Here is a 22448-nt window from a genome sequence, read left to right as displayed (position 1 = left end):
GTTTTTGATTAAGCAGAACGGCCCGTGCTTGGTAAAGCGCGGGCCGTTTTTGCTTATTTTTTCACCAGGTCAGCCGGGCTAACCGGGTTGCTTAACAACTGACCAAATAGCTCCCAACGCTTTTGCGGGTTACTGGTTTTGCCGCCATTGCGCTCGATATAGTCTTTTACAAGATCCTGGCCGTAGTTGTAGTTAATAACGTAGCTGCGATATTTTTTAATAAAATCCATTGATTTATCAGCAGTTTCATCGTTCATGAGGCAGTATTTACGCAAGTAGTTACGTGCCTTGCTTGGGCTCATGGTATCGTTTATTAAACCACGGGCAGCCTCGTTACGGGCGTAGTTTAAGCGGTTCTTGATGGCAAGGGCTTTAAAATACAGGTCGGCACCGGCGGTATCTAAACCGGCCATCGGCAGCAACACACTCTTGGCAAACTTTACTTTTTCATCGCCCGGGAAAGCCATGTCAATACCGAAGTTTGCGCTGCCTTCAGCTATCAATGACTGTGGACTAAACAGCGGATACAGGGAGATCTCAACCCAACCCCTATCGTGATACAGATTTTTCTCTAACAGCATGTTATAAACATGGTGACCGGGATAGCTTTCATGGCTTCCTACATCGATGGCCCTGTCGATAAATATTTTAATATCGGTGTTGATCTGCACATCACTTTTATAATTGCCTTTGTACCAGTTATAGCCGTTCCACGGTTTATCATTTACCAGCTCAAGTGTTAAACTTTCGCCTGCGGGCAGTTTAAAATGTGCGATAGTACGTTTACGCGCTTCGGCTATAGCGGCCTTCATCACCGGTTCAATTTTATCCTTCGGGATGACAAACTTATTAGCCAATTTCTGAAACCTGTCGTTCACGTTTCCTTTGCCCGGCAGGATACTGTCCAGTTTATCCAACTCAGCCTTAAAATACTCCTCGGCATAGGCGGGTGCGGCAACGCCGAACAGCTCTTTAGATTCCTCGTCAAACGAAATGGACTCACCCGCAAAATTGCGAACGCGGCGGTTAAAGGCCATCAACTGGTTGTAGATCCAGCGTGCACGGATACGGTTAGAGTCTATCTTGGCATCATCACCGGCTATCTTTATGCTGTTCATCAACTCGTTGATGGATGCCAGGATACTATCGCGCGGAAAATCGTCTTTATCAACCTTTTCGGTAAGTTCTTTGGGTTTCAGGGAGTCGGGACCGTAGTAGGCATCTACAAAATCTTTGTCGTACTGGCCGATAGTGAGGCCAAGGGTAACATATTGCTGGGCCAACTTATTCAGTTTTTTTCCTTCAACACTATCTGATGCTCTTTGCTTGCACGAAAGCACGAACAACACGGGCACCAGTAACAACAATTTCTTCATACGGCAGCTTTGTAAAATGTGCTGCAAGGTAACAAATCCATTTCATTTAAGGTTTGTACCAGTTTTCAACGATGTGGTGAATGTCAAACTTTAGCGCTAATAACCATCCTGCTTTGCATTTAAAGCACAGATACCCTATCATTGCGAAATATTATCTACTGTTCTAATAATCATGACTCAACAAAAAGGATTTACCACCACCCTGCTCCACGCCGACCGTTTACGCAAACCTGAATTTGGCGCTTTGCACCAGCCTATTCACACTGCCGTAACGTGGGGCTTTGATGATGTGCAGGATCTGGTGAACGTATTTCAAAATAAGGCGAAAGGGTTTGCTTATTCGCGCCAGGGTAACCCTACAACGGCAGCGTTGGAGAGCAAAATCACCATGATGGAAAAAGGCATAGCAACGGTAAGTTTTTCTACCGGTATGGCAGCCATTATGGCAACTGTCTTCGCACTGGTAAAAGAGGGAAGCCACGTTATTGCCAGCTCTTTTTTATTTGGCAACAGCCGTAGCGTGCTTACCACCTTTACTGAAATGGGGCTTGACATTAGCTTTGTTGATGCCACATCTGTTGAGAACGTTAAGGCAGCCTGCAAGCCCAACACCTGTATGGTTTTTGCAGAAACCATTGCCAACCCGGCTACTCAAATTGCCGACCTGCAGGCCATAGGCGACCTTTGTGAAGAAAAAGGATTGATCTACGTGGTAGATAACACCATGACCTCGCCATATATATTTACACCTTACGATGTAAAGGCATCTTTAGTAGTAAACTCGCTAACGAAATACATTGGTGGGCATGGTAATGCACTTGGCGGTGCGGTGACCGATACCGGCCTATATAACTGGGCTAATTACTCCGGCATAGCCGAGGTGTTGCGCCAGCAAATTAAACCGGAACTTTTGGGCATTACGCAGATCCGCAAACGTGGCCTGCGCGATGGTGGTGGTACACTTGCCCCTGAAGCTGCGCATAACTTATCGGTAGGTGCTGAAACACTTGCATTGCGCCTGGAGCGCTCTTGCGGTAATGCCATGGCTTTGGCCGAATATCTAAACAGCCACCCGTTGGTTGACAAGGTTTACTACCCGGGGCTACCGGACCACCCGCAGCATGAGTTATCAAAAAAATTGTTCCGCCTGCATGGTGGGTTGATGAGCTTTGCGTTGAAAGATGGTATAGATGTTTTTGCCTTCCTTAATAATTTAGAGGTGGTTATCAAAAGCAGTAACCTGGGCGATACCCGCACGCTGTCTATACCGGTTGCTCAAACTATTTTCTTTGAGTTGGGCCCTGAACGCCGCGCCGAAATGGGTATACCAGAAGGAATGATCCGTTTATCTGTAGGTATTGAAGACCGCGAAGACCTGCTTAACGACTTTAAGAAAGCATTTGAAGCGATTTCCTGAACAATACCGCGCCCAGCTGGTTTAATGATAAACCGGGAAAGCCATGGAGAAGTTCAATCTTAATATTAAATACAACAAACAGAACTTAGCGCTGGAGGTAAAGGAATATTTGCATCACAGCCATCAGCGTTGTAAGATCGAGGTTTTTCAGGATGAAAAGTTACTGGTTAGCTTTAATCCGGACGACCATGAAACGCTATCAGTTTGCCAAAACCCCGCGCAGTTGGATAATAAACTGGTGCATTTGATAGCTGATAAAATTGAAGAGAAGATAGATTTGTTGGGATAGAATAAGTCAAAGTTTCTCAGTCTGAGCTTGTCGAAGACCTACCTGCGCGATGATGGTTCGACAGGCTCACCAGGACAGCAGAGATAATAATAAAGCCAGCGCAATACGCTGGCTTTATTATTACTAAAACGTGTCATTGCGAGGAGGAACGACGTGGCAATCTCCTCGCGTTCGTCTAAACGCCATGAGATTGCCACGCTACGCTCGCAATGACACTTAAAAATAAATTACAGATCCGTTGCTCCCGGCTTTTCAGCAAGGGCCTTCACCATTTCATCGGCAACCGGATCAGCGGAAGGGCCGTAACCATTAACCAGCACGCCTTTCATGTTATATTTTTCTGATGAAATAGCATAAACTATTGCCTCATCATCAGGGTTTGAATCGCCCTCAAAACGGTAATGCTTATCAACCACAAAATCTTCGGGATGCAGTTGTAATTGGTTACCTGCGCATTTAAGGCAGTTCTCAGTAAGGTTAAAATCTTCTGTGTATCCTTTCTCGCGAAGGTTGTTGATCACTTCGCTTACGGTGGTCATCTGTTTCATAAGTACAAAATTGCAATTAAAATTATCTGCTAACTGCTACTGTTTTTACATTGTGAACGGGCGCAGCGGCACGCGATGTGTTATCGCATTTACCTAATAGCGTGTAAATAATAATAAAGATAACAATTGTAGACAAACACCCGCCGCCAAGTTTTTTAGCACCCCAGGCAGCAATTAATGCACGGAAAAATTTATTCATGCCTTTTTAACACCGAAATGGGGTAGATGGTTTGGTATAAAAGAATTTTAGGGTGGCGTGATCAATTTACATTTTTTAACTCACCCCAACATCGCTGACGCTTGTCGACCCTCTTTTCGCTACGCTAAAAGAGGGTGAAAGGTTTAATCTCTTTGCTGCTTGCAGCAGAGAGGATGGTTCAGCGAAGCGTAGACCTGATGAGTCCACCGGGCGAGAGGTTCTTACGCGATTATACCCCTACCTGCCTGTGCTCTCAGCCAACGCACCGCTCCCAAGGGAGGGAATTGATATATGTAATCAGATATTACACCAATACGTCCACTTGATGGTAAGCTGCCTGTTTTTAATAGTAAAGGGCGATGGGATAGAATTATCGCCGTAAACAATGAACAGGTCTGATGCCGGCTTGTAGCGCCATTGTAACCTGCTATTGATGTTCATGTTACGCGCCTGCTCATTGTATTGTACAAATGTTGTGAAGTACAAGGTATTGGTAAATGTAACATCAGCACGCGGACCAATCAACCAAAATTTATTACGACCGTATGGCGCGGGCAAATGCAGATCGTTGTATGAAACATTAACCAGCAAATTAACATAAGGCTGAAAACGGTAGCCCACCTGCCCTATCAGCGTGTTTTTGGTTCCGTTGTCGTAATAGCCACCGCGCGCGGCCTCAACCAGGTAAGTAAATACGCTCTGCGGTTTCGATGCGTATTGTATATCAATGGTGCTCCAGTGGTTTTCAAAACCTGTTGGTAACGGGGTTTTACCGGTGTTGGTTGGGTCAAACGGCTGCAGCAGTTTCACATAATCATTTAATCCTGATACTGTTAGCGTGGCCCTGTTCCGGAAGGTGATCAAATAGCTTAGGATGGTCTCGTTATCAGTAGGCTTGTAACGCTCATCAAAAAAGTAAGTGCCGCTTATCTGTGGCCCGTGCGATAGGATGATACCATTCTTAGGCAAAAAGTTATGTTGCAGCAACGGCGCAAGTTTATTGTAGCCTTTCCGCGGTACGTAGCCCGATTCTGCATTGTAGTTTCGGCCAACATACTGTTGCTGCAGGGCTATGGTCCAGTATTTACTCAGGTATTGCAGGTTAGCCGCCTGCACATAATCGTGCCCGCTTACACCCGGACTAAATGATTTAAGCCCCAAAAGCTTACCCGTCCATTGGTTATTTGATGATGCCAGGTTATATTCCACGCCCAGGTTTCGGTTGTAGGCCGATCCTTTGCTATCCGGGTTTGGGGCGCTGCCAGTTGCATCTTTATTTACGAACATGATACCGATGTTTGATCGGGAAAATACCCTGCGCTGCAAGGTAACCACACCAAAGTTTTGTGCCGATAGGTTATCCGAGCTTGATTGGCCTGTCTGGATATCCATTACCCCCACCCGCCAGTTCTTATCTATTTTACCTGTTAACCTTGCCCCTCCGCGGATAGGCGCATTTAAACCCACCCTGCGCGAAAAGAAAGGCCGAATATCCGCATAGCCGAAGTTGGCAAACAGGTCGCCGTTCTCTAAAAAGAACTGCCTTTTCTCCGGGAAGAACAGCTCGTATCTGTTTAGATTGATCACCTGCTGGTCCACATCCACCTGTGAGAAATCAGGGTTAACGGTAAGGTCGAGGTTGAGTGATGAAGTGAGGCCTATCTTTACATCTCCCCCTATTTCTTTACGCCAAACAGCATCTTTATTATGCTCAAAATCCTTAGTAATACCACCCAGGGCGTACGGGATAAGCGAAATGTTATGCGTTGCCACAGGAGGTGCCTCGTCCCAAACCAATGTACCGGTATAAGCCAAAGCCGCTGTCGGGAACTGCCGTGGAACAGGTGCCCAGGCCGATTTTTCGGTGCTCTTCAGGTCGTTACGACTAAAGTTAATGCCCCACTCTTTGATGCCTTTCTTATAGCGGATACTTTTGAACGGAATAGCGGCTTCAAAAACCCACCTATCGGGGTAGTTCTTTACAACAGAATACCATTTATTGTCCCAGCTCAGGTCAACCTTGCTCCCCTCAAACATAATCCCGTCCCACTGTGCACCAACGGCATTAGCGCCAAAAGTGAAGCCATCCGTACGGGCATCAAAGGGGTCCATAAAAAAAATAAAGTTATCGTTCTTCAGAAAACTGAAATCGCGCTTAAGCGACTCCACCATATAGCCCGGCGTGGGTGTATAACAAACTGCCGAAATGTAAAAGTTGTTATCATCATAGGCCGTACGCACAACCGTATTTAAATTGGCGTAGCTGGTATCCATAGGTAACACCATGTAAAACCTGCCGGTGCTATCGGCGTTAAGCCAATCGCTCTCATCAAGCAAACCATCAATTTTAATGGCACCTTTTGCACGTTTAATATGCAATTGATAATTAGCGTTCTTTTTCTGCGCGAGGGCGGCATTGCAAAGCAGCACAACGCCAAGCAGCAGCATCAGTTTAAGTTTAGTCAAAATTGGTACGGTAACAGTGTGAGATAATACCAGCGCCTCTGGTGGGGGCGATACACAATAATATTGATAATGCATTACACTACCTAATTAGTGGGGTATAATCTTTTAAACCATACACGTTATTGTTACATTAGTGCACTTAACAACTAAGTGGTTATGAGCAAACTGCAGCAAGCTTTCGGCAACATTGATATATACTTGTTTGACCAATTACTGAAAGGTACGTTTGATAACTGCAGGGACGTTTTAGATGCAGGTTGCGGTGGTGGAAGGAACATTATTTACTTTCTGCAAAATGGTTTTAACATACATGGCATAGACCCCAACGCCGAAGCTGTTGAGCAGGTAAAACAACTGGCTGCAACATTTGCACCTAAGCTGCCTGCAGATAATTTTAGGGTTGCTGCTGCAGAAGCATTACCTTATGAGGATAACATCTTCGACCTGGTTATCAGCAGCGCTGTGTTGCATTTTGCCAATGATCATAATCATTTTGATGCCATGCTGCGGTCAATGTGGCGGGTGCTAAAGCCGGGCGGTTACCTTTTTGCACGCCTGGCATCGACCATTGGCATTGCTGACAAAGTACAGGAATTGGGAAATGGTCGTTACGTATTGCCCGATGGTTCGCAACGCTACCTGGTTGATGAGGATATGCTGATGGAATACACGGTTGACCTTGGGGGTGAATTATTTGAGCCGATAAAAACCACCAATGTACAAGGCCTGCGCTGTATGACTACCTGGTGCCTGCGCAAAACCGGGAACAAGCAACAACCCTCACCAGCTAAAAAGCCGTCAAAAACCCTGTTTTAAATTATTGCTTTAGCCATTGCAGATCGCACTCCAGGTTTTTGTCCCAATTGCCGGTTCGGGCGGCGGCATCGTATGTTGATTGCAGAAACTGTAACAATGTTGCTTCCGGGTCTGCCGATTGCTGTACAACTTCATAAGTAAGCATAAACTCGCCCATCTCGCCGCTGTAAAATGCCTGAGGCGGGCTAACTTCCTGCTTAGCAAATTCATCTGGTGTTGGGTAGCAGTAGGAATAAAATACCGGCTGCGGAAAAGCTTCGCTGCCCGGCCAAAAACCGCATGAACTTACTTCGTGAGAATAAGCTTCCTGCATTACCTCTACCGGCATATTTGGCGCACCACCGGGATGCTTAGGCGCCGTGCGGCCACTGAAACGGGTTACCGCCAGATCAAAAGCGCCCCAAAAGAAATGCACCGGGCTGCACTTACCTAAAAAACCTGCTCTGAAGCGCGTAAAAACATTGTTGATACTAACCAAAGCCTGCCAAAGGGTATGCATAGCTTCGGCATTATAAGTACCCGGAGTAGTATTTTCTGCAAAGGGAATAGCCGTTTCCAACTCGTTTGGTACGGCATAGATCTCCACGTTAACACCCACGGCCTTCAGCTTATCCATCAGATTATGATAAAAATCGGCAATGGTGGCTGCCCCTAACGAGCTTGTACATTTACCACCTGTGCTGGTTGTAATGTGCAGCTGATGCTTCACCAAGTCGAGATCTATCTGAAAAATACCATCCTCATAAGTGATGCTGCCAGTAGTTAGGCCGCTGGCGCTTACATATAAAGTAACCTGCCAGGAGTGGTTTATCCAGGGCGATTTTTTCAAACGTACCTTACCTATCATCTGCGTCCACATGTGTACGGTGGCAATAGTATCTTTCAGGTAATGAAAATCAAGAACAGGCCAGTTGTGTGTTGATTTGCTCATAATAGTACTACAAGTGAGGAGGAGGAATTGTTGGAGCCTCACCCCAACACCTCTCCAAAGGAGAGGGGTTGGGGTGAGTTAATTGACGAGTTGACTCACCCCGCGGCACTCCGTGTGCGACCCTCTCTGCTACGCAAAGAGGGTAATGATTTTTTTTTTCTACTTATTCCTTCTATACCCTCTTTTCGCGCAGCGAAGAGAGGGTCGACAAGCGTAGCGGTGTCGGGGTGAGTTAATTGACGAGTTGACTCACCCCGTCCCGATTGCTATCGGGATGCGCGACCCTCTCTGCTACGCAAAGAGGATGAGGAAATAAGCCATGTCATTGCGAGGAGTCCCGATGGCTATCGGGACGACGTGGCAATCTCCTCGCGTGGCACTAACGCGATGAGATTGCCGCGCTATCGCTCGCAATGACACGGTTCTTTTTTACACGTGTCTTTCTTAAGAAGGATTGGCGTATGCCTAAAAAAGCAATGGGCCTTGCGGCCCAATTACTTTAGTTAGCAGTTTAGTAGTTTGATGCCGCGGGTAGATTCGAACTACCGTGTAAGGTTTTGCAGGCCCTCACCTATCCTCTCGGTCACGCGGCTTAAAATTTTCAGAAGCCTTATTTATTAGGCTGCGGCGTAATTCTCAGGTAAGGTTTCACCTCTTTAAAACCTTTAGGGAACTTAGCCGGAATATCTTCGGTTTTTATGGCCGGTAACACTACCACATCCTCACCGTCTTTCCAATCGGCCGGGGTAGCAACGCTGTGGTAAGCGGTTAACTGCAACGAATCTATCACCCTTAAGATTTCCTGAAAGTTGCGGCCGGTTGATGCCGGGTAGCTGATGATCAGTTTGATCTTTTTGTCGGGACCGATGATGAACAATGAACGTACGGTAGCCGTTAGCGAAGCATTAGGGTGGATCATATCATAGGCCTCAGAGATCTTACGGTCCTCATCGCCGATAATGGGGAAAGTTACCTCTACGTTCTGCGTTTCGTTAATGTCAGTGATCCAGCCTTTGTGCGATTCAACGTTATCAGTGCTTAAAGCAAGCACCTTTACGTTACGTTTCTCAAATTCGTCTTTTAATGCAGCCGTTTTTCCCAACTCGGTAGTACATACCGGGGTATAATCGGCAGGATGCGAGAAAAGTACCCCCCAGCCATCGCCAAGGTATTCGTAAAGGTCAATTTCGCCTTTTGATGTTTGCGCCTTAAAGTTTGGGGCATCGTCGCCAATTCTTAAACTCATGGTTCTAATTTTTTAAGTTGAATATTTAAACAGCTTTTAAATAAGCCTGCTATTGGTAAAATAGTTTCAATAATATATCCGGAAGTAAGCGATAGATGGGCTGTAACAGTGATATCCTGCGGCAATGCAGGTCGTTTAAATCAGCTTATCTGTCTCAGTACTAATTAGTACAAAGCAGGAATTAGCACCTTTTACCAAGCGGTACAGGTTGCTAAGACTTCGCAGGGCCCTTCCCTCGGTCTTTCTGGATAAGTATATTTAAAGAACGATAACGATACAAAAATAAATAAAAACTACAAATTTGGTAGTCTTTTATTTAAAATATTATAAGTTATTGATAATGAGGGATAAATATTTAAGAATAGCAATACTGACAATTTTTTGTCAGCGTTCACGGTGTTCACAAGTGTTCATGGCGTGAACGTGAACACCTGTAAAAGCCGCTTTAACGACAGTTGATAATGGCAATTTGTCCCATATCAGCTTAAAAACAGAAGGCGATGCGATCAATTGCATCGCCTTCTACCCTAAGACTAACATATAACTAAGCCTATTTGCCGTTCAGTTTTTTGATCAACTCTACCTCTTCAGGCTTGTAAGGAGTACCATCCTTGCGGAAAATATCATGGAACCACTCTTTGGGTTCGCCGCCATTTGGCATTGGGGTGTCCCAGGCATAAATGGTGTTGGTTTTACCGGCTACGAAGCCCCAGTTAAGCGCACCAACATTCTCTTTCTTTAACATGGGCATAACCGTTTCAAAGCGACTGTTGCGCGTGCGGGCCATGTATTCGGTACATATCAACGGCCTGCCGTGGGTCTTCAGCATCTGGATGGTTTTCAAATGCGAAGGCTCCTCGGTGTAATCGTGATAAGTAATCACGTCAGAGTTCAGCGCCTGGTAAGTGTTTAGCTTTTCAAACGACCAGTCCCACAAACCAACAGATAGCGGCTGCGAGGGGTTTACCGCTCTTGCCCAGGTAAACACTTTTACCAGGAGGTCCATTGAGGCATCTTTCTTTTTAGAGTTGCCCGGCTCGTTGTAAAGGTCCCAAAGCAATATGCGTTTATCGTTTTTAAAGGCGGTCATTATGTCGGTTACGTAAGCTTTTAGCATAGCTTCCTGGCCAGGCGTACCCAGGCGGTTACCCGGATCCTGCAGCCAACCTGAATTATGGACGCCGGTTTTTGGCGCAGGCTGTTTACCAATTTTTGCATCAGCGTTCCAGCAATCATCAAAAAAAACAAACATGGTTTTAATATGGTGCTTATCTGCAATGGCTAAATAATCGTCTATGCGTTTTTTAAAGCCGGGTTTATCCTGTTGCCAGGCAAGACTGTATAAGAACACACGCATAGTATTAAATCCTATCCCCTCCGCATAGCCTAATTCTTTGTCTATGGTTTTAGGGTCAAAGCTATCAGCCTGCCACATCTCTAACTGGTTGATTGCCGTGCTGGGTATAAAATCAGCGCCGCTCATCCATTTGTGTTGGGCATACCAGGCGTTTGCCTTAGCTGCAGGCCATACTTTGGCTACCGGAGCGTTTTGTGCAATTGTATTAACAGAAGTGGTGCTGATAAATGCCGCAGCAAGGGCTGTTAACAAAGTAAATCTCATAAGTTTTTAAATTGGTAGCGGTAAACTTATAAAAAAATGTCAATAGTACATATATCATAAGAAAACAGATCTGTTGAATCAGCAATATTTGTGATATTAAAAATATTGATAGTCATAAAAGTTGTAAAACACTTAAATTAAGTAGCTTGTCGTCTTAAAATATATAGTATTTTTACACGGTTAATTTTAATAACCAAACAGAAAAGCAAACGTATACACGCGATAGTTTTAGCCGATTGAGTTTCGATTTTGTGAGCATGACGAATTGATCAACCCCTCATAAACCAAGGGTTAATCAATTTTACGAAACAAGAAATTATTGTTTCCCTGCTCGAAATTTTAAACAACAAATAGTTGTACTCGCGGCTTTGGCATATTATTTACAATAACACGGCGTTACAGAATGAATTTTTGATAATTGCGTGAATGACTTTGACAGACGGACATACTTTTGACGGTGAGAGCCTGTCTTATATAGCACATCTTATAGATAACAAGGACATTGGTATTTGGGAGTATCACAACCAAAGCAAAGAACTTAAATGGTCTAAGGGTTTTTATAACATGTTGGGTTATTCGCCCGGAGAAATTGAATGTTCAAACAATTATTTCTTCGATCATTTACTTTATTACCAGGATAAAGATGCATTCATCAAAGCCACTTACTCCCCAAAACATGATGGTCCACGCGTAGCTCATATCCGCCTGCTAACAAAAAACCAAGGCTACCAATGGTTTGAAAGTACAACTCATCGCCGCGAAACAGGTAATGGTAATGTGATGTATGGCTTTCTCACCAATATCAACGCCATAAAACTTGCGCACGCAAAAAGTGCCGAAAGCGAACTACAGGCCCTTGAGATAGGCCGTATTGCAAAGATAGGTTTGTGGGAGATAGACAGCCGAAGCATGGAGCTTAAATTTAGCCCGGAGGTATATGACATCTTTGAGTTGAGCAATCACATCAAATTAAGCGTTCCGGAAGCCATTGAATTCTTTTTACCACAATATCGCCCGCTGCTCGAAGATGCAGTTAACCAGGCACTAACACTCTGCAAACCATATGATATTGAGGTTGAGTTCCGTACAGCTAAAAACAATATTATTTGGGTTAAATGCAGGGCTGTACCCGTATTAGACGAACATGGCCGCTGTATCATTTTACGTGGCACTTTCCAGGATATTGATAACATAAAACGCCGTGGGCTTACGCTGCAATCGTCCATTAACCTGCTTGACGATCAAAATAAACGACTGCAAAACTTTGCCTACATCGTATCGCACAACCTGCGGTCACATGCGGGTAACCTCAAATTTATGGTAGATCTGTTTGAGGAGAGCGACCTTCAGGAAGATCGTACAGAGATCTTTCAGCACATCAAAACCATCAGCCAAAGCCTAAGTTCAACCATGAGCCATTTGGAAGAGATAGTACGGATGCAGGCCGAGGTATCAAAAGGTACCAAGCTGGTTGAATTTCAAAAGATCTACGATAACGTAACACTGGCTTTGCAAAACAATATCGAAGCTTCGCATGCCGAAATACATGTTAATTTTAATGAAGCGCCGGCCATAAACTATGTGCCTGCTTACCTGGAAAGTATCCTGCAAAACTTTCTTACCAACGCCATAAAATACAAACACCCAAACAGGCATCCGGTAATCCATATTGCTACTTACAAAAGCGGCAACAACATCTATCTGGTTTTTGATGACAACGGTTTAGGCATCGACCTTGATCGTTATGGCGATCAGCTATTTGGGATGTACAAAACCTTCCATCAAAATTCTGATTCTAAGGGGATTGGCCTTTTTATGACGCGCAACCAAATTGAGGCACTTGGCGGTACCATTAACGTAGAAAGCACAGTTAATATTGGCACAAAATTTACTGTTAAACTGGTATAAGTTTAAAATATTGATGAGTAGTGAAACCAAATTTGCGAGGGTAGGCATTGTTGACGACGACAAGATTTTTAGATATGGTTTTAGGAAACTGACGGAAATTAAAGGCCTTTTTAACGAAATACTCGAATTTAGCAACGGAAAAGAAGCTATAGATTATTTGAAAGACCCCAACAACAGCAATCATTTACCCGATGCCTTGTTTGTTGATATTAACATGCCCATCATGGATGGATGGGAATTTAATGATGCATTTGGGGAAATAAAATCCCAATTACCTAAATCCATCACCTTGTATAACATTAGTTCATCAATTGATATCGAAGATATTAGCAGGGCAAAAAAAAATCCGCTGGTAGCGGATTATCTTTTGAAACCTTTGGATGAAAATTACCTTGCCGAAATTGCAGGTAACCTGCAAGGTTCGGGCGATCAGGTTAATTACAACTGAGCTTATTCTACTCAATATAGCTTTCCAAAATCTTAAAGCCCGAGTTTGTTTCCAATTCTACTTTGTCGATGGTTTTCGGCAGCAGAATACAGTCACCCATTTTTACAGGATAAGCAAGATCATTGTGTTTTAGGGTATACTCGCCCTCAACGCATACATGTATCACAAACGAATCTAAATTTGAGTAATCCTTTGTCGTTCCGTGTGTTGCATCTAACACGTTGGTGGTAAAGTATGGGCAACTAACCACGTGTACGGTCTCATCTTTTTGAGGCTGGTATATGGTTTTATATTCGTCGTAGTGCTTGTAATCAATAGCTGCCAAAGCTTCCTGAGTATGCAGTTCGCGTTTGTTGCCTTTATCATCAACGCGATCAAAATCGTAAATGCGATAGGTAATATCTGATGTTTGCTGTATCTCGGCAATCAACAAGCCTTTACCAATGGTATGGACACGGCCGGCAGGTAAAAAGAAAACATCGCCTGCTTTTGCCTCTTCGCGGTTAAGGATATCCATAATGTGGCCGCTGTTCAAAGCTTCAACATATTTTTGCTCATCAATTTCTTGATTAAAGCCGGTGATCAATGTAGACCCTGGATCAGACTCTATAATGTACCACATCTCAGTTTTACCAAAAGAATTGTGGCGTTTTTTTGCAAGCTCATCATTAGGGTGTACCTGTACGCTCAGATCATCATTGGCGTCAATAAATTTTATCAGCAACGGGAACTTGTTACCAAAATGCTTGTACACCTTCTCGCCTACCAGCTCAGCCTGGTACTGTTCCAGCAGATCGGCCAGGGATTGGCCTTTCAGCTCGCCGCTGTCAACAACAGATACGTCAGACTTAACGCCTGATATTTCCCAGGTTTCACCGCAGTTTGGCAGGTCGCCGATATTCTTATGTAAATAGGTTTCAATTTTATGGCCGCCCCATATTTTATCTTTAAAAATGGTTTTAAATTTTAGCGGGTATAAGGGAGTTGACATGGCAGTGTTATTATTTGGCGGCTAAGTTAACAGAGTTTGATGAATAACCACAAATGATATACGTTATTAATACGAGGATGTTTTAGTTAAAAAATGTTAAGTATTTAATAGTCGGCTTTAACATATTTACATTAGTGCAAACCATAACCGTATGCTGTACAACTACATAACAATTGCCTGGCGTAACCTTTCAAAAAATAAGCTCTTTTCGTTCATCAATATCTTTGGCTTATCTGTAGGTATAGCCTTTACCATGTTGATTGCTGCTTATGTTTGGCACGAGTGGAGCGTAAACCATGACCTGCGGAATGCCGACAACCAATACATTATCCAAAGCGAATGGAAAGACCCATCATTGGGTTATGAACTTACGGCACTGGCTGACATGCCGAAAGCGCTTAAAGAACAATATCCTAACCTGGTAGCCAACTATTACCATTGGGATGGGGTAAGCTCTACGGTATCAAAGGGCGACCTGCATTTCCGCGAAAGTTTGCAGGTAGGCGATAGTACTTTTCTAAGCATGTACGGCTTTAAAATGTTGCATGGTGACGCAGGTACTGCACTTAACCAGCCTTTTACTGCGGTTATTACAGAACAAACAGCTGTTAAATACTTCGGCACAACGGATGTTGTTGGCCAAACATTAAGTATAGAGAACTTCAAAGGAAGCAAGCATGATTTTATGGTAACCGGAGTGATGGCAAAGTTTGCCAAAAACTCTGTAACCAATGTGATCGAGACCAGCAACAGTTCAATATTCCTGCCCGCCTCCGCCGCCAAATTTATGGGCCGCAGCCTGGACGGATGGAAGAATACTGCATTGGTTGGTTTGATAGAACTCAAAAATGGTGTAAAGCCGCAAGATCTTGATGGGCCGATGCGCAGCCTGATCAAAAAAAATGCACCGGAAAACATTGCGGCCAACCTAACGCCGAAAATTGTACCGCTAAAATCTTTTTATCTCGAGTTTGGGAATGGCGCTGTTAAGAAAATGCTTTTCACGCTATCATTTATCGCGCTGTTCATCCTGCTGATGGCGGTTATCAATTTTGTGAATATCTGCATTAGCCGGTCATCGCAAAGGATGAAAGAAATGGGCATACGCAAGGTTTTGGGCGGTTTACGCGAACAACTGATATGGCAGTTCTTAACAGAGTCAATAGTGCTGGTGCTTATTGCCACTGTGTTAGCATTTGGTATTTATGTATTGGCAAAACCTTATTTCGCTAATATATTGGCTACAGATATAGGCGGCCTTTTCTCTTTCCCGCTGTATTCCTATTTCATTATGATAATTTTTGCCCTCCTGATGGGATTGGTAGCAGGCATCTACCCTGCCCTTGTACTATCAGCACTTAAATCGGTTGATTCGCTCAAAGGGAAACTTAACCAGGTAAAAGACAATGCTTATTTCCGCAAAGGGCTAATCGCCTTTCAATTCACTACAGCCTGCGTGGTATTAATATCTGCTATCGTTATATCTAAGCAGATCTCATTATTCTTTGGAAAAAACCTGGGATTTGATAAAGATTACGTAGTGTACGCACAGGTGCCACGAGATTGGTCGAAACCCGGCGTACAAAAGATGGAGGACATTCGCAGGCGACTTGCTGAGCTGCCACAGATAAAAAGTGTAAGCCTTTCATGGGAAATACCGGACGGTGGTGCCAGCGGTGGCGTACAAGCGTATAAAACTACTGATAACCCCAACCAGGCATTTAATGCAACGACATTACTTACCGACAATACGTATGCGGAAACTTATAGCCTATCAATGAAAGCCGGTAAGTTTTTTAAGCCGCAGTACATTCAAGCAGATTCGAACCTGGTGGTGATAAACGAAGCGCAATCAAAAGCTTTAGGCTTCGGCTCACCTGCCGAGGCAGTTGGCAAGCAGTTTAACAGCGTGGGAATGAATGCGCCGATGACCATTAGCGGCGTGACCGGTGACTTTATATTCGGCGGTATGGGCAGCAAAACCGGGCCTATCACATTCATGAATGTGAACGGTACGCCTTTTTACAGGTATTTTTCTATCAAGCTTCGCCCCGGCAATATGGAGCAAAACCTTGCAGCCGTGCAGAAGAAATGGGCCGAAGTAATGCCCGGCGCACCCTTTGAATATAACTTTATAGATGATATGCTGGCAAAAATGTATAAAACCGAACTGCAGCTTAAAAAGGCATCGTACCTGGCAACAGGCCTGGCTATCATCATTGTGCTGCTTGGTGTACTGGGATTAATATCGCTTAGTATCCAAAAGCGTACAAAAGAAATTGGGGTGCGTAAAGTATTGGGGGCAACCGAGAAAGATGTAGTAATACTATTCCTCAAAGATTTTACCGCAACAATTGTTTTTGCTGTTGTGCTGGCTTGCCCGCTGGCCTATTGGTTAATGCATACCTGGCTTAACGGCTACGCTTATAAAGTAGCGTTAACGCCGCAGCCTTTTGTAATAGCATTTGTAGCATTATTAGCGTTAACATCTGTATTGATAAGCTTGCAAACTGTTAAGGCGGCACTGGCCAATCCTATAAAAAGCTTACGAACGGAATAGCGCGGCTGCCTTCAAAGATTATGACGTTTTCTTGTTTATCTGCGGACGCCAAAACTTCAATTTGAGATAAAATACCGCTATACTTGTAGTACTTTATCTGCTACCTATGAATGAAGTAACCCTGGCCGAACTAAAAGCCGTACCCGCCCTGCAAGAAGTACCAGACGACCAACTACAATGGATGCTGGATAACGGCCAAACCGTAGAAATAAAGGTTGGTGAACGCATTTTTGAGAAAGGGCAATCGCTTGATAAAACCTATGTGCTGATAGAAGGCCGCATCCGCATTTGGGCCGACCAAAACGGCAAAGTACGGGAGATAACCGTTATACAACCCAATACGGTTACGGGCTACCTTCCATTCAGTCGCGGACAAAAAACGCCCGGCTATAGCGAAGCCATACGCGATTGCCGTATCCTGCTGATCCCAAAAACAAAAATTCAGGAAGGCATCAAATTAAATTACGAGCTTACGGAAGCACTGGTACATGCTATGACCAGCCGCGTTCGTGATTTCACTTCGCTGCAGCAGCAAAACGAAAAAATGTTTGCATTGGGCAAACTATCTGCAGGTTTGGCTCACGAGCTTAATAATCCGGCATCGGCAATTACCCGCGGCGCATCGGCATTACAATGCCAGGTGCAGCACCTGCCTGCACTTTTTAAAGATGTTGCCGCTATCAACATGCTGCCTGAGAAGATCGACAGCGTTAATAACCTGCTCATCAGTAAAACAGATGGCGCAGACAGGCCGATACTCACCATGATGGAACGTGCTGATAAGGAAGATGAATTGACCGATTGGCTGCTTGATCACAATATTAAAGACCTTGATATTGCTGAGAATTTTGTGGAGTTCGGTTTCGGCGTATCCGATCTGGAACATCTGAACAGTTGTACGCCATCACCGAAGCTGGATGTGGTTTTGGCCTGGATGAATAACTATTTGCTGCAGGAAAAAATGGTGGCTGATATACGTGATGCTTCACACCGTATCTCAGAGTTGGTGAGCTCGGTGAAAACCTTCACCCACATGGACAGGGACACCGACCGCCAGTGGTTGGATATCCACGCAGGTATTCGTAACACCCTTACCATGCTTAACTACAAGCTGCGCAAGGCAAAAATTGAGGTTAAGGAAGATTTTGATACAACGCTACCTCAAGTTAAGGCCCTTGCAGGTGAACTCAATCAGGTTTGGACCAACCTGATAGATAATTCGATTGATGCGCTGGAAGGCCGCGAAGGTGGCCAGCTGGAAATACGAACTAAAAAGGACGGCGAGTTTGTTTGCGTTTACATTAAGGATAACGGCCCAGGTATACCGGCAGATATCCAGTCGCAGATATTTGACCCGTTCTTTACCACTAAAGAAATGGGTAAAGGTACAGGTTTGGGGCTTGATGTAGTTACCCGGATTATTCGCCAGCATAACGGCACAGTAAAGGTAAAATCGGAGCCGGGCAACACCGAGTTTTCTGTTTGTTTTCCTATAAATGATAACTAAGCACTTACATGAGCAACCCTATTATATTTGTTATTGACGACGACCAGCAAGTGCTGCGCGCCATAAGCCGCGACCTTAAAACGCAGTATCGCGATCATTACCGGGTGCTGAGTACGGCATCAGCCAAAGAGGCGTTGGGCAGCTTGCTTGATCTTAAAAACAAGGGCGAAACTGTAGCGCTTTTCTTATCAGACCAGCGCATGCCGGAAATGGATGGAGTTGACTTCCTGTGCCAAACCATGCAGTATTTCCCCAATGCTAAACGGGTACTGTTAACCGCCTATGCCGATACCGATGCTGCCATCAAAGCCATCAACGAGGTAAAACTGGATTATTACTTAACCAAACCCTGGGACCCGCCCGAAGAAAAGCTGTACCCGGTAATTACCGACCTGCTTGAAGACTGGAAGGGCGTTTACAAACCCGATTTCCACGGCATTAAAGTTGTTGGATACCAGTACTCGCCCAAATCTCATGATATCAAGGAATTCCTCTCGGGCTATCTGGTGCCTTATCAATGGCTCGATGCCAATACCGAAGAAGCTAAATCGCTCATTAAATTGAACAACCTGGAGGCTAAAGACCTGCCTGCAATTATTTGTGCCGATGGAGCAGTAATGAAGACGCCAACGGTAAAAGATATTGCCGGCAAGATAGGCTTAACGCAATCAGCCAAAAACGAACTGTACGACGTGGTGATCATAGGTGCTGGTCCCGCAGGGCTTGCAGCTTCTGTTTACGGGTCATCAGAAGGATTGAAAACATTATTGATAGAGAAAAAAGTACCGGGCGGACAGGCTGGTACAAGCTCTCGTATCGAGAACTATCTGGGGTTTCCATCGGGCCTCAGCGGTGCCGATCTTACCCGCAGGGCCATTACGCAATCATCAAGGTTTGGTACAGAGTTTTTATCGCCGCAGGCCGTTAAGGAAATTAAAACCACAGGTGCCTACAAAACCTTGGTGCTGGATGATGATACAGAAGTGATCACCAAATCCGTCATCATCACTACCGGGGTTGATTACCGCCAGTTAACGACTAAGGGCATAGATAAGTTCACCGGTGCAGGCATCTATTACGGTGCCGCCATGACAGAGGCTGCATCCTGCAAAGACAAACACGTTTATGTTGTGGGGGGCGGTAACTCTGCCGGGCAGGCAGCTATGTACCTGTCTAAATTTGCCAAAGAGGTTTTTATTTTGATCAGGAAGCCGTCACTTAACGAGACCATGTCGTCTTATCTGATCGATCAGATTGGCGGCCAACCTAACATCAAGCTGATGCCTTGTACCGAAATTACCGAGGCGATGGGGGGCGAAAACCTGCAGCAACTGAGCATTAAAGATCTTAACACCGGTGAGACCAACACAGTTGATGCCGATGCCTTATACATTTTCATCGGTGCCAAACCGTATACCGAATGGCTGTGCAACGACATACTGGTGAACAACCGAGGCTTTATTGAAACTGGTCGCGACCTGCACCTTTGCCCGGATTTCGCCAAGAAGTGGAAGAATGACCGCGACCCTTACCTGCTGGAAACAAGCTGCCCCGGCATATTCGCGGCAGGCGACGTACGCGCCGGAGCAATGAACCGTGTAGCATCCGCTGTAGGCGAAGGCTCAATGGCTATTAGTTTTGTGCATAAGTATTTGAACGAGGTGTAAGTAAAAATCTTGTCATTGCGAGGAGCATCAGCGACGTGGCAATCTCAGAGGACAAGCACATTCGATCTGCCGATTAAATTAGTTCTTCGTTAGGAATGGCTGTGGATTATTCTCGCCAGTGGATGTTACTTTCTTTTTTTCCGCAAAAAAGAAAGTAACCAAAGAAAAAACTCGCTGCTACGGTAACGCACTACAACGTTAGTGCATTGGCAATGCCTGTGCTATCCGCACGTTACACTATGCAGCATTTTTTCGGTTGCTTTGGGTTCATCGATGAAGCTCATTTTCCTCATTCTTCTTTTATTTGGTCTTCTTTTTATTGTCAGCAAAAAAGCTTCGGACGAGAGCGGACAGAACAATGATGGCATGTGAGCTTGAAAGGGCATAGCAATACTTGCCTGAAGCGTGTGGCATTAGCGAACGAAGTGGCGGCAAGATTTTGCTGCCCGTGGTTCTGCGCGCTTGCAGGGCAATGGCTTGTGCGCAAAGAAGCCTCTTTGCTGACTTGATCTTTTGCTTCTTTTGTATCAAGACAAAAGAAGTAGCCCCTGCGGCAATGAGCAGACTAACTTAAATAAACTACAAAATTAGCGTGTGAGATACCGAAACAAGTTCGGCATGACTGTTTGATAACAATAAATGTAAAAAGGGCGCCAAGCATCGCGCCGAGCAGCCCTTAGGTATTAATCACAGTTGGTCTTAAATCTCTTTTACAGGATGTAAAACATCTTGGATTTGCTATAGCCGCCTGCAGCTACCGCCAATTCGTATTTTTCTTTTTCTTTAAGCATCTGCATCACATCACGCTCTATTGTGCGCGATATGGTAATTGTTGGTGTATCGGTAGGTTTGTTTTCAAACGGATCCTGAAGGTTAATGGCCATGCTTTCAATCAAAAAGAAAGATGTTGCTATGGCTATTACCAATGGTATCTCGGCAACGCCGAAAAACTCTATCAAACCAAAAGGTAGCAACAACACAAATAGTAATACCGAAAAGTGGATGTAAGCTGCATAAGTAGCCGGGAACACCGTATTCTTGATCCGCTCGCAGCCACCCATCTCGTTGCTGAAGCGGGTGAGCGTCTCGTCCATAGCTACTTGCTGAAACTCGTTTATCCAACCTAATTTATAAGCGCTGCGCATATCCGCACCCTGCAGTTCAAGAATAGCTACCGGCACGTTATCGTATTTGCTAATGTAATCGATATCCTCTTTGCTCAGGTATTTCTCAAGGTCTTGCAGCGGGTCCTGGCGGCGCAGGTTACGGCTAAGGGCAAAGCACCAGGCTACTTGGCGTTTGGCAACCCTGTCTACAAAGGCCTTTTGTTCACCTTCCAGGAAAGGCGCATCTACAAAGGTGAGTAACTGGCGGGTAAAACTGCGTACATCGTTCACAATTGCGCCCCAAAGCGTTCGTGCTTCCCACCAGCGGTCGTACGCCTGGTTTGATTTAAAGGCCAGCAGCAAGGAAATAACCGTACCCAAAATAGTTGGCACCGCAATAGGAATGGATATTCTTGTGACATGAAAGTTATGATACATGATTGCAATAAGCACCGAATACACGGTTACCAGGATCATTTCTTTTTTTATCTTGCCGAGCACGTATAGTACCGGGATATTTTCTTTTAATAACATAAGGCAGATGTTTTAAGGGTGTTACATTTCTGTTAACTCTTCCTGTGGCTCGTGCACAACTTCAGCTTCAGGTTGTTTGATATGGGCATAAGTGCGATTATCCGTACTAATGACCGGCAAGCCGCTGCGTTTAACCAGCAAAGCAGGATCAATGCTGGAGCGATGGATAGGGTTAAACTCGCCACCTTCCAGTTCTATCACCGCATCAACCTCATTAGCTTCAATAAAGGTTTTAAACATGCTAAGTGTACTGCCGTACAGGAATTCGATCTTCACGTTGTTGATCTGCTGATATTCCTTACGTAAGGCCTCCATCCGGCTAAAAAACTCGTCGCTTACCTGCTCGTACTCGCGGCTGCGGCGACTAAGCATCATCACATCGGTTATAGAATCTGAAAGTTTAAAAACATGCACGAATATGAGGTTCAGCTCCTCATCCTTAAAACGGCTGCATATAGTCGGTATACAATCTAAAGATGAAGCTTTGTAATCAGTTGGGATGAGGATCGTTTTCATAGTAGCGTGTTTTAATGAAACATCAAACTTTACTATGCAATACTACCTTGCACCCATTAGAAGGGGTTAAGACAATTCTTAGAAGCTGATTAGAATTAAAAATTTAAATTTTAATGATTTTCGCTGTAAAACTGCAATATCTGCCGGTAACTATTAGCGGACTCTAATAGCTGGTGGTGATTCATTAGAAATTTATTAGAGCGAATAGCGCGTTGACTCAATCAAATAGTCGCTCTTGCATTGACTCACCCCGACATCGCTCGCGCTTATCGACCCTCTCTACGCAAGCGCAAAGAGGGTAA

General features: G+C 44.7%; 18 protein-coding genes, 1 tRNA gene and 1 riboswitch. Of the genes, 8 read left to right on the top strand and 11 right to left on the bottom strand.

Annotation, left to right across the window (positions count from 1 at the left end):
• Positions 1-53: 53 nt before the first annotated feature.
• Positions 54-1376: a hypothetical protein gene (locus FPZ42_RS16025; protein WP_146272864.1), complete on the bottom strand. Its 1323-nt coding sequence runs from the start codon at positions 1374-1376 to the stop codon at positions 54-56.
• 172 nt (positions 1377-1548) lie between these two features.
• Between FPZ42_RS16025 and FPZ42_RS16020 the strand changes: the two genes are divergently transcribed.
• Positions 1549-2793: a cystathionine gamma-synthase family protein gene (locus tag FPZ42_RS16020; RefSeq protein ID WP_146272863.1), complete on the top strand. Its 1245-nt coding sequence runs from the start codon at positions 1549-1551 to the stop codon at positions 2791-2793.
• Between the two features lie 43 nt (positions 2794-2836).
• Positions 2837-3082 carry a hypothetical protein gene (locus FPZ42_RS16015; protein WP_146272862.1) on the top strand — a complete coding sequence of 82 codons (246 nt, stop codon included), beginning with the start codon at positions 2837-2839 and terminating at the stop codon, positions 3080-3082.
• Between the two features lie 227 nt (positions 3083-3309).
• Here the strand turns inward: FPZ42_RS16015 and FPZ42_RS16010 are convergent, their stop codons facing one another.
• The 3 genes from FPZ42_RS16010 to FPZ42_RS16005 form a co-directional block, all read right to left on the bottom strand.
• Positions 3310-3630 carry a phosphoribosylpyrophosphate synthetase gene (locus FPZ42_RS16010; RefSeq protein WP_146272861.1) on the bottom strand — a complete coding sequence of 107 codons (321 nt, stop codon included), beginning with the start codon at positions 3628-3630 and terminating at the stop codon, positions 3310-3312.
• Positions 3631-3652: 22 nt separating this feature from the next.
• A complete protein-coding gene (locus tag FPZ42_RS19255; RefSeq protein WP_186458795.1) occupies positions 3653-3829 on the bottom strand; it encodes a hypothetical protein in 177 nt (58 codons plus the stop codon).
• A gap of 297 nt (positions 3830-4126) precedes the next feature.
• Positions 4127-6370 carry a carbohydrate binding family 9 domain-containing protein gene (locus tag FPZ42_RS16005; protein WP_146272860.1) on the bottom strand — a complete coding sequence of 748 codons (2244 nt, stop codon included), beginning with the start codon at positions 6368-6370 and terminating at the stop codon, positions 4127-4129.
• Between the two features lie 81 nt (positions 6371-6451).
• Here FPZ42_RS16005 and FPZ42_RS16000 point away from each other — a divergent pair, with 81 nt between their 5' ends.
• Complete coding sequence (locus FPZ42_RS16000) at positions 6452-7111, top strand: class I SAM-dependent methyltransferase (protein ID WP_146272859.1); 660 nt, start codon at positions 6452-6454, stop codon at positions 7109-7111.
• Between the two features lies 1 nt (position 7112).
• Here FPZ42_RS16000 and FPZ42_RS15995 read toward each other — a convergent pair whose 3' ends face one another.
• From FPZ42_RS15995 to FPZ42_RS15985, 4 genes are all read right to left on the bottom strand, one after another.
• Complete coding sequence (locus tag FPZ42_RS15995) at positions 7113-8042, bottom strand: DUF5996 family protein (RefSeq protein ID WP_146272858.1); 930 nt, start codon at positions 8040-8042, stop codon at positions 7113-7115.
• A 522-nt stretch (positions 8043-8564) separates the two neighbouring features.
• A tRNA-Cys gene (locus tag FPZ42_RS19250) sits at positions 8565-8635 on the bottom strand.
• A gap of 17 nt (positions 8636-8652) precedes the next feature.
• On the bottom strand, positions 8653-9288 hold the full coding sequence (locus FPZ42_RS15990) for a peroxiredoxin (protein WP_146272857.1): 636 nt from the start codon (positions 9286-9288) through the stop codon (positions 8653-8655).
• A 142-nt stretch (positions 9289-9430) separates the two neighbouring features.
• Positions 9431-9543, bottom strand: a riboswitch (SAM riboswitch).
• A gap of 295 nt (positions 9544-9838) precedes the next feature.
• On the bottom strand, positions 9839-10909 hold the full coding sequence (locus FPZ42_RS15985; protein ID WP_146272856.1) for a glycoside hydrolase family 2 TIM barrel-domain containing protein: 1071 nt from the start codon (positions 10907-10909) through the stop codon (positions 9839-9841).
• A gap of 426 nt (positions 10910-11335) precedes the next feature.
• Between FPZ42_RS15985 and FPZ42_RS15980 the strand changes: the two genes are divergently transcribed.
• Both FPZ42_RS15980 and FPZ42_RS15975 read left to right on the top strand, forming a co-directional pair.
• Complete coding sequence (locus FPZ42_RS15980) at positions 11336-12817, top strand: PAS domain-containing sensor histidine kinase (protein ID WP_146272855.1); 1482 nt, start codon at positions 11336-11338, stop codon at positions 12815-12817.
• Positions 12818-12830: 13 nt separating this feature from the next.
• Complete coding sequence (locus FPZ42_RS15975) at positions 12831-13265, top strand: response regulator transcription factor (protein ID WP_146272854.1); 435 nt, start codon at positions 12831-12833, stop codon at positions 13263-13265.
• A gap of 7 nt (positions 13266-13272) precedes the next feature.
• Here FPZ42_RS15975 and FPZ42_RS15970 read toward each other — a convergent pair whose 3' ends face one another.
• Entirely contained in the window at positions 13273-14256 is a 984-nt protein-coding gene (locus FPZ42_RS15970) for a type I phosphomannose isomerase catalytic subunit (RefSeq protein WP_146272853.1), read from the bottom strand.
• Between the two features lie 151 nt (positions 14257-14407).
• On the opposite strand from FPZ42_RS15970, the gene FPZ42_RS15965 reads away from it, so the two are divergent.
• From FPZ42_RS15965 to FPZ42_RS15955, 3 genes are all read left to right on the top strand, one after another.
• Positions 14408-16816, top strand: a complete 2409-nt coding sequence (locus FPZ42_RS15965) for an ABC transporter permease (protein ID WP_146272852.1) — start codon at positions 14408-14410, stop codon at positions 16814-16816.
• A 106-nt stretch (positions 16817-16922) separates the two neighbouring features.
• Positions 16923-18323: an ATP-binding protein gene (locus FPZ42_RS15960; protein ID WP_146272851.1), complete on the top strand. Its 1401-nt coding sequence runs from the start codon at positions 16923-16925 to the stop codon at positions 18321-18323.
• 8 nt (positions 18324-18331) lie between these two features.
• Positions 18332-19990 (top strand): response regulator, encoded by a 1659-nt coding sequence (locus tag FPZ42_RS15955; protein WP_146272850.1) that lies wholly within the window; start codon positions 18332-18334, stop codon positions 19988-19990.
• A gap of 710 nt (positions 19991-20700) precedes the next feature.
• On the opposite strand, the gene FPZ42_RS15950 is transcribed toward FPZ42_RS15955, so the two are convergent.
• Together FPZ42_RS15950 and FPZ42_RS15945 are read right to left on the bottom strand one after the other, a co-directional pair.
• Positions 20701-21630, bottom strand: coding sequence for a bestrophin family protein (locus FPZ42_RS15950; RefSeq protein WP_146272849.1), 930 nt, complete (start codon positions 21628-21630; stop codon positions 20701-20703).
• Positions 21631-21651: 21 nt separating this feature from the next.
• On the bottom strand, positions 21652-22146 hold the full coding sequence (locus tag FPZ42_RS15945) for a hypothetical protein (RefSeq protein WP_146272848.1): 495 nt from the start codon (positions 22144-22146) through the stop codon (positions 21652-21654).
• Between the last annotated feature and the right edge of the window lie 302 nt (positions 22147-22448).

The organism is Mucilaginibacter achroorhodeus (assembly GCF_007846095.1).
GTDB lineage: Bacteria > Bacteroidota > Bacteroidia > Sphingobacteriales > Sphingobacteriaceae > Mucilaginibacter > Mucilaginibacter achroorhodeus.
This window is presented reverse-complemented; position numbering and strand designations above follow the sequence as displayed.

What these genes read in the sequence shown, in the direction of transcription:
- FPZ42_RS15965 (WP_146272852.1), top strand. Translation starts at nt 14,408, where the DNA reads ATGCTGTACAACTACATAACAATTGCCTGGCGTAACCTTTCAAAAAAT.
- FPZ42_RS16015 (WP_146272862.1), top strand. Translation starts at nt 2,837, where the DNA reads ATGGAGAAGTTCAATCTTAATATTAAATACAACAAACAGAACTTAGCG.
- FPZ42_RS15980 (WP_146272855.1), top strand. Translation starts at nt 11,336, where the DNA reads ATGACTTTGACAGACGGACATACTTTTGACGGTGAGAGCCTGTCTTAT.
- FPZ42_RS15990 (WP_146272857.1), bottom strand. Translation starts at nt 9,288, where the DNA reads ATGAGTTTAAGAATTGGCGACGATGCCCCAAACTTTAAGGCGCAAACA.
- FPZ42_RS15955 (WP_146272850.1), top strand. Translation starts at nt 18,332, where the DNA reads ATGAGCAACCCTATTATATTTGTTATTGACGACGACCAGCAAGTGCTG.
- FPZ42_RS16005 (WP_146272860.1), bottom strand. Translation starts at nt 6,370, where the DNA reads ATGCATTATCAATATTATTGTGTATCGCCCCCACCAGAGGCGCTGGTA.
- FPZ42_RS15945 (WP_146272848.1), bottom strand. Translation starts at nt 22,146, where the DNA reads ATGAAAACGATCCTCATCCCAACTGATTACAAAGCTTCATCTTTAGAT.
- FPZ42_RS15985 (WP_146272856.1), bottom strand. Translation starts at nt 10,909, where the DNA reads ATGAGATTTACTTTGTTAACAGCCCTTGCTGCGGCATTTATCAGCACC.
- FPZ42_RS19255 (WP_186458795.1), bottom strand. Translation starts at nt 3,829, where the DNA reads ATGAATAAATTTTTCCGTGCATTAATTGCTGCCTGGGGTGCTAAAAAA.
- FPZ42_RS15995 (WP_146272858.1), bottom strand. Translation starts at nt 8,042, where the DNA reads ATGAGCAAATCAACACACAACTGGCCTGTTCTTGATTTTCATTACCTG.
- FPZ42_RS16000 (WP_146272859.1), top strand. Translation starts at nt 6,452, where the DNA reads ATGAGCAAACTGCAGCAAGCTTTCGGCAACATTGATATATACTTGTTT.
- FPZ42_RS15950 (WP_146272849.1), bottom strand. Translation starts at nt 21,630, where the DNA reads ATGTTATTAAAAGAAAATATCCCGGTACTATACGTGCTCGGCAAGATA.
- FPZ42_RS16020 (WP_146272863.1), top strand. Translation starts at nt 1,549, where the DNA reads ATGACTCAACAAAAAGGATTTACCACCACCCTGCTCCACGCCGACCGT.
- FPZ42_RS16010 (WP_146272861.1), bottom strand. Translation starts at nt 3,630, where the DNA reads ATGAAACAGATGACCACCGTAAGCGAAGTGATCAACAACCTTCGCGAG.
- FPZ42_RS15975 (WP_146272854.1), top strand. Translation starts at nt 12,831, where the DNA reads ATGAGTAGTGAAACCAAATTTGCGAGGGTAGGCATTGTTGACGACGAC.
- FPZ42_RS15970 (WP_146272853.1), bottom strand. Translation starts at nt 14,256, where the DNA reads ATGTCAACTCCCTTATACCCGCTAAAATTTAAAACCATTTTTAAAGAT.
- FPZ42_RS16025 (WP_146272864.1), bottom strand. Translation starts at nt 1,376, where the DNA reads ATGAAGAAATTGTTGTTACTGGTGCCCGTGTTGTTCGTGCTTTCGTGC.
- FPZ42_RS15960 (WP_146272851.1), top strand. Translation starts at nt 16,923, where the DNA reads ATGAATGAAGTAACCCTGGCCGAACTAAAAGCCGTACCCGCCCTGCAA.